The sequence below is a fragment of the Corynebacterium sp. UMB2355A genome (assembly GCF_033877495.1).
GTDB classification, from domain to species: domain Bacteria; phylum Actinomycetota; class Actinomycetes; order Mycobacteriales; family Mycobacteriaceae; genus Corynebacterium; species Corynebacterium pseudogenitalium.
Window position 1 is genome coordinate 1,035,402 of sequence record NZ_CP138855.1, and the last position, 13,941, is coordinate 1,049,342.

General features: G+C 63.4%; 13 protein-coding genes and 1 pseudogene. 11 read left to right on the forward strand and 3 right to left on the reverse strand.

Features of this window, described 5'->3' with window-relative positions; translation table 11 throughout:
• Nucleotides 1–40: 40 nt before the first annotated feature.
• From R0V12_RS04855 to R0V12_RS04875, 5 genes are all read left to right on the forward strand, one after another.
• The gene (locus tag R0V12_RS04855; RefSeq protein ID WP_320072952.1) at nt 41–334 is read left to right on the forward strand and encodes a hypothetical protein; all 294 of its coding nucleotides are present in this window, start codon (nt 41–43) and stop codon (nt 332–334) included.
• Between the two features lie 426 nt (nt 335–760).
• The gene (locus tag R0V12_RS04860; RefSeq protein ID WP_320072953.1) at nt 761–1,432 is read left to right on the forward strand and encodes a hypothetical protein; all 672 of its coding nucleotides are present in this window, start codon (nt 761–763) and stop codon (nt 1,430–1,432) included.
• Between the two features lie 94 nt (nt 1,433–1,526).
• Nucleotides 1,527–1,754 (forward strand): three-helix bundle dimerization domain-containing protein, encoded by a 228-nt coding sequence (locus R0V12_RS04865; RefSeq protein WP_070975621.1) that lies wholly within the window; start codon nt 1,527–1,529, stop codon nt 1,752–1,754.
• A gap of 1,193 nt (nt 1,755–2,947) precedes the next feature.
• The gene (locus R0V12_RS04870; RefSeq protein ID WP_070975622.1) at nt 2,948–3,484 is read left to right on the forward strand and encodes a DNA methyltransferase; all 537 of its coding nucleotides are present in this window, start codon (nt 2,948–2,950) and stop codon (nt 3,482–3,484) included.
• Nucleotides 3,485–3,766: 282 nt separating this feature from the next.
• The gene (locus tag R0V12_RS04875) at nt 3,767–4,222 is read left to right on the forward strand and encodes a DIP1984 family protein (protein WP_288792428.1); all 456 of its coding nucleotides are present in this window, start codon (nt 3,767–3,769) and stop codon (nt 4,220–4,222) included.
• On the opposite strand, the gene R0V12_RS04880 is transcribed toward R0V12_RS04875, so the two are convergent.
• Complete coding sequence (locus R0V12_RS04880; protein ID WP_311475546.1) at nt 4,219–5,286, reverse strand: glycosyltransferase family 4 protein; 1,068 nt, start codon at nt 5,284–5,286, stop codon at nt 4,219–4,221. The genes R0V12_RS04875 and R0V12_RS04880 overlap by 4 nt on opposite strands.
• 4 nt (nt 5,287–5,290) lie before the next feature.
• Between R0V12_RS04880 and R0V12_RS04885 the strand changes: the two genes are divergently transcribed.
• Nucleotides 5,291–6,031, forward strand: coding sequence for a class I SAM-dependent methyltransferase (locus tag R0V12_RS04885; protein WP_070479626.1), 741 nt, complete (start codon nt 5,291–5,293; stop codon nt 6,029–6,031).
• A gap of 11 nt (nt 6,032–6,042) precedes the next feature.
• Nucleotides 6,043–6,426, forward strand: coding sequence for a hypothetical protein (locus R0V12_RS04890; RefSeq protein ID WP_320072954.1), 384 nt, complete (start codon nt 6,043–6,045; stop codon nt 6,424–6,426).
• Nucleotides 6,427–6,486: 60 nt separating this feature from the next.
• Here R0V12_RS04890 and R0V12_RS04895 read toward each other — a convergent pair whose 3' ends face one another.
• Nucleotides 6,487–8,310 carry a phosphoenolpyruvate carboxykinase (GTP) gene (locus R0V12_RS04895; protein ID WP_320072955.1) on the reverse strand — a complete coding sequence of 608 codons (1,824 nt, stop codon included), beginning with the start codon at nt 8,308–8,310 and terminating at the stop codon, nt 6,487–6,489.
• Between the two features lie 329 nt (nt 8,311–8,639).
• Between R0V12_RS04895 and trmB the strand changes: the two genes are divergently transcribed.
• The 4 genes from trmB to R0V12_RS04915 are packed head-to-tail and all read left to right on the forward strand — an operon-like array spanning nt 8,640 to nt 13,395.
• Nucleotides 8,640–9,401 carry a tRNA (guanosine(46)-N7)-methyltransferase TrmB gene (gene trmB, locus R0V12_RS04900; RefSeq protein ID WP_070975629.1) on the forward strand — a complete coding sequence of 254 codons (762 nt, stop codon included), beginning with the start codon at nt 8,640–8,642 and terminating at the stop codon, nt 9,399–9,401.
• Between the two features lie 3 nt (nt 9,402–9,404).
• On the forward strand, nt 9,405–10,085 hold the full coding sequence (locus tag R0V12_RS04905; RefSeq protein WP_256021346.1) for an NYN domain-containing protein: 681 nt from the start codon (nt 9,405–9,407) through the stop codon (nt 10,083–10,085).
• A 9-nt stretch (nt 10,086–10,094) separates the two neighbouring features.
• Complete coding sequence (locus tag R0V12_RS04910; RefSeq protein WP_320072956.1) at nt 10,095–12,413, forward strand: MMPL family transporter; 2,319 nt, start codon at nt 10,095–10,097, stop codon at nt 12,411–12,413.
• Nucleotides 12,397–13,395: a lysylphosphatidylglycerol synthase transmembrane domain-containing protein gene (locus tag R0V12_RS04915; RefSeq protein WP_320072957.1), complete on the forward strand. Its 999-nt coding sequence runs from the start codon at nt 12,397–12,399 to the stop codon at nt 13,393–13,395. The genes R0V12_RS04910 and R0V12_RS04915 overlap by 17 nt, the downstream gene beginning before the upstream one ends.
• A 272-nt stretch (nt 13,396–13,667) precedes the next feature.
• On the opposite strand, the pseudogene R0V12_RS04920 reads toward R0V12_RS04915, so the two are convergent.
• Nucleotides 13,668–13,882 (reverse strand): annotated as a pseudogene (locus R0V12_RS04920) (cytochrome c biogenesis protein CcdA); the annotation flags it as partial.
• Between the last annotated feature and the right edge of the window lie 59 nt (nt 13,883–13,941).

Genomic DNA, 13,941 nt, shown 5'->3' on the forward strand with positions numbered 1-13,941 from the left:
GCGCTCTTCTACGCCTTCGTCCTACTGGTGCGGCGCCGCCGTGATTAAGGGGCGTCTGCTCTCCTGGCTGCTGTTCGCCTACGCGGCGGCCCTGGTCCTCGGCGTGACCTGGCCGTTCCTCGCGCCGGGCGAGGCGCTCGCCTACCGGGACATGCTCGTCCTGCCGGACATGGCGCTGACCCGCGCCGCCCTCGGCTTCGGGGACTTGCCCGCCCGCAACGTCCCCCAGGACGCGCTGCTCGCTGTCCTCCCCTTCCCAGTGCTGGCGATGCGCGCGCTCGTGGTCGGCGCCGCCGCCGCTGCCGCTTGGGCGGGCTGGCGGATTCGGGCGTAACGGCTGGGGCCGGTTCGCGGCGATCACGGTCGCGGTGTGGAACCCGTTCGTCGTCGAGCGCCTGTTGCAGGGGCAGTGGTCGGTGGCGGTGGCCGCCTGGCTGCTGCCGCTGGTGGCACTTGGCGCGCGCGGCAGCATCGCTGCCCAGTGGGTGTGTTCGCTGACCCCAACCGGCGCCATCGCGGCCGCCCTCCACTCGCGGCGCTGGCTGTTCAGCGCCCTGACCTGCGCGCCCTGGATTGTCGCCGGTGCAGTTGCCGCTTTTAGCGGCGGACAGGGCACATCCTCGGCGCAGGCCGCCGCCATGTTCGCCCCGCGTGCGGAGGGGAGCGTCGGCACCCTCGGTGCACTGCTCGGCCTGGGCGGGATTGGAACGCCCACGCCATACCCGCCTCCCGCGCCTCCGGCTTCGCCATCTTCGGCGTATTGCTTTTTGCCGTACTGTGCCTGGCGTGGCGCCACGTCCCGCGCCGCCTCCTCATGCTGGCGGGCCTCGGGTTTGCACTGGCGCTCGCGTCGTGGGCAGGCTGGCTCACCCCCATCATCCAGCACGTTCCCGGCGGCGGCCTCCTTCGCGACGCCCACAAACTCCTCATCCTCGCCATCCCCGCCTACGTCACCGCCGCCGGCAACCTGCCGGGGCTTCGCGCCCAGCTCGCGGGCAGTTTCGCCCTCCTCCAGCTTCTCGACGCCCCCTTCGCCCTCTCCGCCCTCACCCCAGTTCCGGCCTCCTCCCTCCCAATCCCGCACGTCGACGACCAGGGCCGCGACGTCTTCTTCGTCGACCGCCCCACCCTCACCCGACGCGCCGACGGCGCCACCATCGTCGACCCCGCCCCCAAAATCATGAACGTCGTCGAGTCCGGCGCGCTGCGCGTTGGCGACGTGGAAGTCGACCCGCCGTCCCCACGCTGGTCCGCCCTTAACGCGGATGTGGGGCTTGCCGCCTCGATGGGCGTCGGCGTGGTGGTGTACCCAGATGGCCGCTCGGTAAACACGGGGGCCGCGCCCGTCGGCCTGCCGCCGCTTGGCCTCGGACTGTTCGGTTTGTGGTGCGTCTCGCCCTTGATTGCGGTATTGACCAGGCATATTAGATAGTTGGGGCACGCCCATTATTGGAGCATTTGCAGTATTCTTGCGCGTAGGTTAAAGTGAACTCCAGGTAAACAAGAGTTTAACAAGGAGCGTAACCATGCAGATTCAGTTCAACACCATCCAGAAGCGCGTACTTCGCAACATCCGCCACGACCTCCTCGAGACCTGGACCCCACAATTCAGCGAAGCCGAAATCAACAACACTTTCGACACCGTCCTCGCCGAGCACTGCAGCACCGCAACCGTCGAAGACTTCATCCCCGTCCTCGTCGAAGCCGAGATGCTCAACCGCCTGCGCACAGACAGCCTCCTCGCGGCCGCCTAAACTCCGGCTCGCTGATACTCAACGCGCTCTGTCCTACCCCATCCCCTTCCCCCTATCCGCGATAAAGTTCCCGCGTCCTGCGTCCGGGAACTTTTTCGCGTTTTCGGGGGCCTCGGCGGCCCTCCGGACGCCTTTCCCAGGCCACTTCGTTTGCTCGCTCGAGCCCGCTGAAATAGTTTCCAAGCTCGGGAACCATTTTGCGTTTTGCAGCTGCTCCGGTCGACCGACGTAGTGTTTCCCCAGTTCGCGACGACTGACCACAAAGAAAGTTCCCAGGACCACGGGATAATGGAAAACAAGGCACATGCCTAGGAACAAAAACCGGGGCACTTCACCACCATCTTGTTGAAGCCAATGGCTAGGGTAAAAGCGGATTCCGTACTTTCCACCCTGCAAAATGGAAATCTCCATCCTAATACATGATTCTGCTGTTGAATCTGCCAAATAGAAGGGCTGATCAGGTTCGTAATACCACGCTTCAGGCCCTCCAGCAATGCACTCACCAGTGGAGCGCCCTCATATGGGAAAACAGAAAGACAAAAGCATCAAACGTTGAGTACTAGTTCAACACTTGATGCTCTTTCTGTGAAACATTCAGTCAGTGAGCTGAATGGTCAGAGTAGGTTTTCCGAGTCTATTTCTTTCCATCGTTGAGCTGCCGTGCCACGTTGTTTAAATGCGCTTACGAGGTCGCGAGCTACTGCGGGATGTCCTACGATGTGGCTTACTTTTGATAGTAGTTCGTTACTATCAGTCGCTTCTGAGTTGAGGAAATCTAGGATCTCTTGTCGAGTCCTGTATTCTTGTTCGAAGGTGAGGTCATGGCATAGGCACGCTTTATCCCACGCTTTATGCTCTTCGGGGGCTGAGCTGAGTAGGATTGCGATCCGTCCTTGGTTAAGTTCTAATTGGGAAATGCGATGCTCGATATTGTCCATGGTTTTATAGGGCCAGCCAAGCAATAACGTCTGCGATCATCAGTGAGTAGGACGTACCGACGATTGGTTCTAGGGCTGTTGTGAGCTTTTCTTTCACGATGTGGTGCTCCAGATCCTCCGTAGATATTGGCAGCGGTGCTAATAATGATAATTTCTACCGAGCTATCGCGCAGGCCGAATTTCGGCGATCTAAGATTGCTTCGGTCACCAACCTTCAACTTCCTCACACCTAGTGAACGGGGTGAAGGAAGTCAATTGAAGTGCCCCAGATTTTCCCATCTGCTCAGACGGAACAAAACCTGGGGCACTTCAGTCTTTCCAAAGGGAACGAAGAATGTCGGCAACATCGACTACGTAGCGGGTTGGTTCATCAAGGCCGCAGAGTACATGGGCGACCACACCGTACGCACGGCATTCGTATCGACCAACTCGGTTGTCCAAGGCGAACAGGTAGCAAACATTTGGTACCCAATCACCCAATTGGGCTTCCACATTGACTTCGCGCACGACACCTTCCGTTGGGCGAACGAAGCAAGTGACCAAGCTCATGTCTTCTGCGTCATCGTGAGCTTTTCAAAGCAAAAGGTCACCCCGCGCTTATTCCACTACGAGACGCCAGACTCAAACCCGATGGATCTCCACCCGAGCCGCCTCAACACATACCTGGCCGACGCGCCGGATATTTTCGTCTGGAATCGCAATAGGCCCCTTTGGCCCGACACTATCCCCTTGCAGGTCGCGCATTTTCACCTGGCCCGACCGATTTTGGGCGACCAGCGTCACACTCCTTGAACACCTCGACCGGAACGAAACCAGAACAAAACCAGACCCGAAACCGGTACCAACCCCAACGCCCCCAACCTGCTATCGTGGTGCGCAGGCCACTCAGCGAGCACCAGCCCGACCGGTTTCCTCGGGCGCAATTGGAAACCACCCAAACCTGTAACCCGGTGGCTTTCCGGGTCCCCGTGATTGATCCCTAAGCCTGCACAAGGTACACGGGTACAGTGCACATGAGAATTGGGAACTACCACGGTGCTGGGGGTGGCCGCCTATTTTTTGAAGGAGGATGCGATGTTGTTGGCAGAGGCGCTGGCGAAGCGGGCGCAGGCACAGGATCGGCTGAATGAGTTGGAGCGTCGTTTGACGCGGAATGCGCGGATCCAGGAGGGGGATACCCCGGTGGAGGATTCGGAGGTGTTGTTGAAGGAGTCGGCGTCGGTGCTGCAGAGCATTGAGACGCTGGTGCGCCGGATTAACCACACGAATGCGTCGACGCCGTTTGAGGGGGACGCGACGTTGACGGATGCGATTGCGCGTCGGGATGCGTTTTTGCGCGCTCGGAGGTTTTATAGCGCGGTGGCTGATGCAGCGTCGGCACGCGCGGATCGGTATTCGGCCTCCGAGGTGCGGTATGTGTCCACGGTGGATGTGGGGCAGTTGCACGCGATGGCGGATAAGGCGGCGAAGGAGTACCGGGAGCTGGATACGAAGATTCAGCAGTTGAACTGGTCGACGGAGCTGCTCTAAAGAGAGTCAATGAACTGGGTGAACTTGCGCCCAGTTTCCGCCCACGAGTAGGTCCCGGCGCGCTGTTGCGCCTGGGTGCCGAGGGTGTGGCGGAGGGGGGCGTCGTCAAGAAGGTGGGCGACTTCGGCGACGAACTCGGCCTGCGTTTCCACGAGCATGCCGGTTTCCCCGTGCTGTACTGAGTCGGCGAGGCCGCCTGCCCCCGCGTAGCCGATGGTGGGGACGGCGTGTTGGGCGGCTTCGATGACGGCGATGCCCCAGCCTTCTTTGGCGCTGGGCATGAGGTGGAGTTGCGCGCGAGCGAGCAGGGCGTGTTTGTGGTCGTCGGCGACGTGGCCGTGGAAGATGACGCGCTCGCCTGCAAGGTCGCCGGCGTAGTCGCGGAGTTGGTCTTCCCACCAGCCGGAGCCGATCACGTCGAGCACCACGTTGTCGAGGGCAGCGACGGCGTCGATGGCGTGCTCAATCTGCTTGTGTGGCACGAGCCGGGAGAGGGTGACCACGTGGGTGCGGCCGTCGTCGGCGAGGGTGGGCAGTTCGGCGGGCACTGGGTCCACTCCGTTTTCGATGATGCGGATCGCCGCCGGGTCCACCCCGAGCGCCTCCAGGTCGCGTTTCGAGGCCTGCGAGACCGTCACATACGGCGCCCAGCGATACACCCGCGGCGCCACCTTGGATTCCAGCCACCACCCGAACCGCCCGATGATCGGCCCAGCCACCGGCCACTGTTCCTTGTGGCAGTGGTGGGTGAGCAGCACGGTCGTGGCCCGCGAGTAGAGGCGTGCGAAGAAGGGGATGCCGTTTTGGGTGTCCACGATGACGTCGGGCCGGTGCCGCCACGCGGCGAACGGCGCGAGCAAGTAGACGCTGTATTTGCCGCCGGCGCGCTCGAAGCGGATGCCGTTTCGACGGGTAATGCGCGGGGCGTCGGTGTGTTTCGCGGTACGGTAGATCACCTGGTGGCCGGCGGCCGCGAGTGCTTCGCCGACGCGTTCCAGGTACGCCTCGGAGCCGCCACCTTGTGGGTGGGTAGAGTCGCGCCAACACATCAGCAGTATCTTCATTGTCATGTACCGTACCCGCCACCTGGCCACCTTGGCACGTTCGTTGCGCTTGTTGCGCTCGTTTCGCTATGAGCAGTTCCGGCCCCGCATTTTCTACGAGGGGTTGGCCCGCGACACCTACCAGCTTCTCGACGCCCTCTCCTCCGACCTCACCGCATCCCCCCTGCGGGGCAAGTCGGTGTTAGACGTGGGCGGTGGGCCGGGCTATTTCGCCGAGGCCTTCGCGGACACGTTCTATGTGGGCGTGGAGCCAAGCGTCTCGGAGCTGTCCGCCGCCGGTATTTCCGGCTACGGCTCCGTTCGTGGCGACGGCACCGCGCTCCCCTTCGCCACGGACTCCTTCGACGTGGTGTACTCCTCCAACGTTGCCGAGCACATCCCGGATTGGCAGACGATGGCTGAGGAGATGTTGCGGGTGGTCAAGCCCGGCGGCCTGGCGGTGCTGAGTTATACGGTGTGGCTGGGCCCTTTCGGCGGGCACGAGACCGGTCTGTGGCAGCACTACGTGGGTGGCGAGTTCGCCCGTTCGCGCTACGTGGCCGCTCACGGGCACGAGCCGAAGAACAAGTGGGGCGAGTCCCTCTTCGCGGTCTCAGCGAAGGAGGGTGTGGCGTGGGCGGAGTCGACCGGCAGGCTCCTCGCTGCGTTCCCGCGCTACCACCCACGCTGGGCCTGGTGGCTCACGCGGGTGCCCCTGCTTCGCGAGTTTGCGGTTTCCAACCTGGTGGTCGTGCTGCGGGGGTAGGATACGTAACCATGAAACTCCCCATCCAATTCCAAGCCCCGTCCATTTTCGCAGCCGTGTTGGCGGTGGTCTCCATCGTGGTGGCCGTCGTGATGGGCGAAACCAACTCGAAAGCGCCCGTCGTGCAGCCTCGTGGCGAGCAGTCAGTCATCCAGGTAGTCACCGAAGATGGCAAGTCAGCGGGCGTATGCTCACTCGGTGGCCTGCGTCAGGAAAAGGTGCACTACACCGACAAGAACTCCGTCTACTACTGGAAGCTCGAGCCGGGGGAAGAACGCATCAACGCGTCCTGCCCGAGTGTCGCGGCGCTGTCGTCCGGTCGAGTGGATCTGGAGGGCCACGCGACGGTCAGCGACTTTGATAAACCACAGGTCGTCAAAATTACTGTTCGCTAAGTTCACATAAGCAAAGGCCCGCCACACGGCGGGCCTTTTACCTTAGAGGCTTAGTGCGATTTACTTCGCGGCGTTGACGCGCTCCTCGAGCTTGTCCAGCTGCTCGAAGATTTCCTTCGGAACGCGGTCGCCGAGTCCAGCGAAGTACTCGCGGGCATCTGCGACGTCGCCCTCCCACAGCTTCGGATCTGGGTAGAGGGCTTCCTTGACGTCCTCGATTGGCTCGTCGAGGCCCTCCAGGTCCAGGTCTTCCGCGCGGGCGGTGTAGCCGACCACGGTCTCGTCTGCGCCGACGCGGCCTTCGATGCGGTCCACGATCCACTTCAATACGCGGGAGTTCTCGCCGAAGCCTGGCCACAGGTAGCGGCCGTCCTCGCCGCGGCGGAACCAGTTCACCAGGAAGATCGCCGGCATGCGGTCGCCGCCTTCGCGGCCCATGTCGATCCAGTGCTGGAAGTAGTCACCGACGTTGTAGCCGATGAACGGCAGCATGGCCATCGGGTCGTGGCGCAGGGAGCCGACCTTCGCCTCTGCGGAGGCTGCGGTCTGGCCGGAGGAGAGCATCGCGCCGATCATGGTGCCGTGCTCCCAGTCGTGCGCCTGGGTGACCAGTGGCACGGTGTCTGGGCGGCGTCCGCCGAAGAGGATGGCGTCGACCTTGACGCCCTTCCAGTCGTCGTACTCCGGTGCTGCGGTTGGGCACTGCGCGATCGGGGTGCAGTAGCGGGAGTTCGGGTGGGCGGCCTTCTCGCCCGACTCCGGGGTCCAGTCGTTGCCGTGCCAGTCCACGAGGTGTGCCGGGGCGTCACCGTCCATGCCTTCCCACCAGACGTCGCCGTCGTCGGTGAGGCCGACGTTGGTGAACAGGGTGTTGCCCGGCTCCATGGTCTTCATGGCGATCGGGTTGGACTTGTAGTTCGTGCCAGGTGCAACGCCGAAGAAGCCGTTTTCTGGGTTGACGGCGTAGAGGCCGTCCTCACGCAGGTGCATCCAGGCGATGTCGTCGCCGACAACCTCGGAGGTCCAGCCCTCGAGCGACGGGGTGAGCATTGCCAGGTTGGTCTTGCCACATGCGGACGGGAATGCGCCGGTGATGTGGTACACCTTGCCCTCTGGGGAGGTGAGCTTCAGGATGAGCATGTGCTCAGCCATCCAGCCTTCTTCCTTCGCCATGACGGAGGCGATACGCAGGGCGAAGCACTTCTTCGCCAGGATTGCGTTGCCGCCGTAGCCGGAGCCGTAGGACCAGATTTCCTTGGTCTCTGGGAACTGGGAGATGTACTTCGTCTCGTTGCACGGCCACGCGACGTCTTCCTGGCCTGGCTCGAGCGGCGCGCCGACGGAGTGGAGGCACGGCACGAACTTGTCGCCCTCAATCTTGTCCAGTGCCTCCTGGCCCATACGGGTCATGACGCGCATGGACATGACCACGTATGCGGAGTCGGTGAGCTGGACGCCCAGCTTCGGGTCTGGGTCGCTGATTGGGCCCATGCAGAACGGCACGACGTACATGGTGCGACCCTTCATGGAGCCGCTGAAGTGCTCGCGCATCTCAGCCTTGAGCTCGGCTGGGTTGCGCCAGTTGTTGGTTGGGCCTGCGCCGTCTTCGTCTTCAGTGGCGATGAAGGTGCGAGACTCAACACGTGCGACGTCGGAAGGGTTCGAACGTGCAAGGAAGGAGTTCGGGCGCTTCTCTTCGTTGAGCTTGATCAGCGTGCCCTTCTCCACCAGCTCGGCTGCGAGGCGGTCCCACTCTTCCTGGGATCCGTCCGCGAAAACCACCTTGTCCGGGTCAAAGAGGTCGACAGCGTCGTTGATCCAAGCAATGAGCTGCTCATTGTCGGTTGGTACGTTGCCTTCGATGCGCTTCACGGCAGTGGTCATAATCTCTCCTGGTCAAAATAGACAAACCTCTAGGTCCTAAGCCTATCGAAATCGCGGTTACGCTGGTCCGTCTCCAGCTTTTCGACGCCCACCCCGGTCATAACCAGTGACATACTTCATAGATGTGACCAAGAGTGAGCATGTAAATGTGCCCCGAAAAGGGGTGTGCCCGAACGGTGGGGCGTCAATAAATATAGGCCGTACGCAGCGAAAACAACATTCCACGAATGCGCAAACCCGAAAACAAACGTGACCGGACCCACATTCACCCTATTTTGGGGGCAAATGGGGGAATTGCATTTCAATCCACCGTGTGGACAATGAACACGATGAACATGTCTGAGAATTCACGCCCTGGCATGGGCGAACTGCCCCACGGGCGGCCCCCACAAACTGAATTTGATACCGGCCTGGACTACCCGCGGCTCGGCTCGGTGACGTTCCGTCGTGGCACGCTGACGGACAACCAAGAGGCGCTCTTCGATGAGCACTGGCCGCGCCTGGGGCAGATGCTCAGCGACACCCCCATCGATGTCGACGAGTGGTTCGGTCGCACTGGCCACCCGACGATCCTCGAAATTGGCTCAGGCACCGGCACTTCCACCGCGGCGATGGCGCCCCTGGAGGCGGACACCAACGTGATTGCCGTCGAGCTGTACAAGCCTGGCCTGGCGAAGCTGCTCGGCTCCGTGGTGCGCGGCGAGATCGATAACATCCGCATGGTGCGCGGCGACGGCGTCGAGGTGCTGGCCCGCATGTTCGGCGAGGAAAGCCTCGACGGCGTGCGCATCTTCTTCCCGGACCCGTGGCCAAAGGCCCGCCACCACAAGCGCCGCATTATTCAGTCGGGCACGCTGAACCTGATCGCGACGCGCCTGAAGAAAGGCGGCGTGCTGCACGTGGCCACCGACCACGCCGACTACGCCGAGTGGATCGACGAACTCGTCAACGTGGAACCCATGCTGGAATACAAGGGTTGGCCGTGGCCAGAGGCGCCGTTGCTGACAGACCGACAGGTCATCACTAAATTCGAGGGGAAAGGGTTGGAAAAAGACCACACGATCCGCGAATACCTCTGGGAGAAGAAGTAAACCATGCAGGACCTGCAGGACAAGACGCACCCCTACACGCCAGGGGCCGAACCCGGCCCAGAAACCTACCTGCTCGTCTGGGACGCGCCGAACCTTGACATGGGGCTCGGCGCGATCCTCGGCGGGCGGCCCTCCGGGTCGCAGCGGCCGCGTTTCGACGCCCTCGGCCACTGGCTGATCGGGCTCGCGGCGAAGGCCTCGCAGGAGACCGGCTCCACCATCGAGCCGGAAGCCACCGTGTTTACCAACGTCGCCGCCCACAACGCAGAATCGGTCCGCCCGTGGGTGGACGCGCTGCGCAACGTGGGTTTCGCGGTCTTCGCAAAGCCGAAGACTGCTGAGGATTCGGACGTCGATCAGGACATGCTCACCCACATCCGCCGCCGCCTCGACGAGGGCGTGCTGCGCGGCGTCGTTGTCGCGTCTGCCGACGGCCAGAACTTCCAGGAGCCGCTCGAGCAGCTCGCGGAAGACGGCCTGCCCGTGACCGTCATCGGGTTCCACGAGCACGCCGCGTGGGCCGTCGACTCCCCACTGCTGCGCTTCGTGGACCTCGAGGACATCCCGAACGTATTCCTGGAGCCGCTGCCGCGCATCAACCTGGAATCCCTGCCGGACGGTGGCGCATGGCTGCAGCCATTCCGCCCACTGACCTCGTTGCTGCACAACACCAAGGAAAAGTAGGAGCTGGCCGTGTTTTACAGGTGGGGACATTTCGCGTACCGGCAGCGCAAGGTGCTGCCAATCGTGGTCATCGCGGTGATCGTGGTGCTGCAGGTGCTCTTCGGCTCCAAGCTGGGAGAACGCCTCTCGCAGGAAGGCTGGGAGGACCCCCGCGCGGACTCCACCACGGCTGCCACCATCGAGAACGACACCTTCGGCCGCGACAACGCCGGTGATGTCATCCTGCTTGTCCGCGCCCCACAAGGCGTGGCCGACCCCGCCGTATTCAACGAGGCCAACCGACAAATCGAGGCCTTAAAAACCCAGTTCCCGGACCAGATCGACCACATCACCAGCTATTTCTCCGCGCCGAACCAGCAGCAGATCACTGAGGACGGCACCGCCGCCTTCGCCGCGATCGGCCTGGCCGGCGACGGCGAACAGACGCTGAAAGACTTCCGCACCATCCAACCGGCGCTCAACGACATCACGCTGCCCGGGGACGCCACCGTGCAGATCGCCGGCGCCACTGCCGTCGCGGACGCGCTGGACACCGGCATGGCCAACGACATCGCCCGCGCCGAGAAAGTCGGCCTGGTGTTCGTGGCCATCATCTTGCTGTTCGTCTTCGGTGGCGTGGTCGCCGCGGCAATGCCGCTGATCGTGGGCATCCTGTCCATCATCGGCTCCCTGTCACTGCTGTCCATCCTGGCGCAGTTCCAGCAGGTCAACATCTTCTCCCAGTCCATCATCACGCTGCTCGGCCTTGGCCTGGCCATCGACTACGGCCTGTTCATGGTCTCCCGCTTCCGCGAAGAACTCGACCGCGGCGTGAGCACCGAAGAGGCCGTCGCCGCCACCACAACCACCGCCGGCAAGACCGTGTTCTTCTCCGCACTGATGGTCGGGGTGGCGCTCTCCGGCCTGCTCATGTTCCCGCAGGCCTTCCTCAAATCCGTGGCCTACGGCGCCATTAGCGCCGTGATGCTCGCCGCGGTCATCTCCGTGACCATGTTGCCGGCGCTGTTCGGCATGCTGGGGGCGAACATCGATAAGTGGTCGGTGCGGCGCACGTCGCGGAAGGGGCGTCGAATAGAAGACACCGTGTGGTACCGGCTGCCGGCGTGGGCGATGCGCAACTCGAAGAAAGTCGTCGTCGGCGCGACCGGGGCGCTGCTGCTGCTCACCGTGCCGATGGTCGGCATCACTTTCGGCGGCATCAACGAAAGCTACCTGCCACCCAACCAGGAAACGCGGCAGGCGCAGGACGCCTTCAACGAGGAGTTCCCCGCGTTCCGCACCGACCCAATCAAGCTCGTGGTCACCAACGCCACCAACGAGCAGCTCGTGGACGTGGTCCTGCAGTCCCGTGAAGTCACCGGCCTAGCCAAGCCGCTCTCCCCGTCCCAGGCGACGAAGGACGGCACCACGGTGCTCTCCGCGCCGCTGGCGGACCGCAACGGCGGCCAAGCAGTCGTGGACCAGCTGCGCGCCATCGAGGCGCCAGAAGGCGTCGGCGTCTACATCGCGGGCACCCCGGCCATGGAAGTCGAATCCATCGAAGCCCTCCTGGAGCGGCTGCCCTGGATGGCGCTCTACATGGTGCTGGCCACGTTCCTGCTGATGGCATTACTGTTCGGCTCCCTGATCCTGCCCGCGAAGGCCGTCATCATGAACGTGCTCGGCATCGGCGCCACCCTCGGGTTCCTCACCCTCGTCTTCGTTGACGGCGTCGGCTCCGACCTGCTCAACTTCACCCCAGGCCCACTGATGAGCCCGGTGCTGGTCCTCATCATCGCGATCCTCTACGGCCTATCCACCGACTACGAAGTCTTCCTCGTCTCCCGCATGGTCGAGGCCCGCCACAACCGCGCCACCACCGACCAGTCCATCAAATACGGCACCGCGCACACCGGCGGCATCATCACCGCGGCCGCCGCCATCATGATCGTGGTCGCCGCCGCCTTCGCCATGAGCGACATCGTCATGATGAAGTACATCGCCTTCGGCATGATCGTCTCCCTGGCCCTCGACGCCACCATCATCCGCCTACTCATCGTGCCGTCCGTCATGCACCTCCTGCGCGAGGACAACTGGTGGGCACCACGCTGGGTCAAACGCGCCTACCGCAGCCTCGGCGAAGGCTCCAGCTCCGTCCCGCTTGTCGACGCCCCCTCCGACCCCACCCACACCCCCGTCGACGAAGCGATCGCCCTCGACCCCTCCCCCGCCCGCGCAGGCAGGACCGTCAACGAGGACTCCGAACTTGTCCCCTTCACGGAACTCATGCAGGAACTCGAGGCCCGCCGGGCGCTCGAGCAGCTCAAGAAGCGTGAACTTGAACGCTAAGTGGCTGCGCTGGACAGCACCCGTCGTCATCCTGATTGTCGGCCTGGTGCTGTTTCGCGACCGCCTCCCCTTCCTCGGCGAAGCCTGGACCACGCTACGCCGCGTCCACCCGCTGCCGCTGATCGGGGCCGTCGCCACCGCCTTTGGCGCCATCGCCGCCATGGCCGCCGTGATGCTCGTGCTCCTGAACATCGAGGGGCGCATCGCCGACCTACGTAATTGCATCAACATCACGCTCGCCTCTAACGCCTGGTCCACCACCGTCCCCGGCGGCCCAGCACTCTCCGCGTGGCTGACCTTCCGCGTCCACCAGTCCTGGGGCGCCTCCACCGGCCTGTGTGCCTGGTTCTTCGTGGTCTCCGGGGCGTTGTCAACTGTGTGGATGGCGCTCATCGGCATCAGCGCCGTCGTCTTCATGGGCGCGAAACTGTCTGTGTGGGCCCTGGCCGGATCGCTCGCGGGGACCGCGGCCGTCGTCGGCGGCCTCTACTGGGCCACCCGCAACCCGACCGTACTGAAGCGCTGGTTGCGCTTCCTGCCCGCCCGCGTCGCCACCAAAGCCAGCGGTGTTGTGGACCAAGTCGCCGCCATCCAAATGTCGCGCCGCCGCTTCACCGCCGCCGCCGCGTTCTCCCTGCTCAACCAGGTCCTCGACCTGGCCGTGCTCTACTTCTGCGCCTGGTCCGTCCTGGGCACCGCACCAGGTTTCGACCCCGGCCTCAACCAAACCTCCGCCATGGGCATCACCCTCGCGTTCATCATGACCAAACTCGCCGGCGCCGCCCAAGTCACCCCCGGCGGCGTGGGCACCGTGGAGGCCATCCTCGCCGGGTCCCTGGTCACCGTCGGCCTCACCCTTGTCGACGCCACCGCCGTCACCGTCCTCTACCGACTCATCTCCTTCGCCCTCATCACCGCCATCGGCTGGGTCGTGCACACGGCGGAGTACGCCGGGCGCGGCTACATGCTGGGCAAGGCGTGAGGTCGGCCCTGGCCTGGCCTGGTCTGTCCCGGTCTGGCCCGGTCGCCCCGCTTACACCGAAAAAGTTCCCCGGCTCGCCGTTGGTCGCGGAACTTTTTTCGTAGACATGCGTCGCGACCTGGGAAAACACAAATGCTGGTCGACCGGAACCGGCCCCTAACGCAAAATGATTCCCGGGCTCGGGAACTTCTTCCGTTGAACTCGTGAACTCCCCAGGTCACTCGGTGCAACACCGGGTAGGAAGGACACAGCGATGACGGTAGTCGTACTGAAGTGGCCAGCACAAAGACTATGGTGAAGCCGAGAATGAACAACCCGGCCGCACCCGCTACCGCCCACTGGCATATGGTGACCACCGTGCCCCCTCAGCGTCGTAGTCGGCCTCCCCGCCGACCACACTGGCCAGATACGACATATACCCGGGTACCAGGGGTACGACGCACGGGGAGGCGAACGAGATCAGACCGGCAGCTGCCGCAGCCAGGATGCCGAAACACCGAGGAAGATCATCGTGCTGCCCGGTGGGTGGTCTGCAGCGACTCTGCC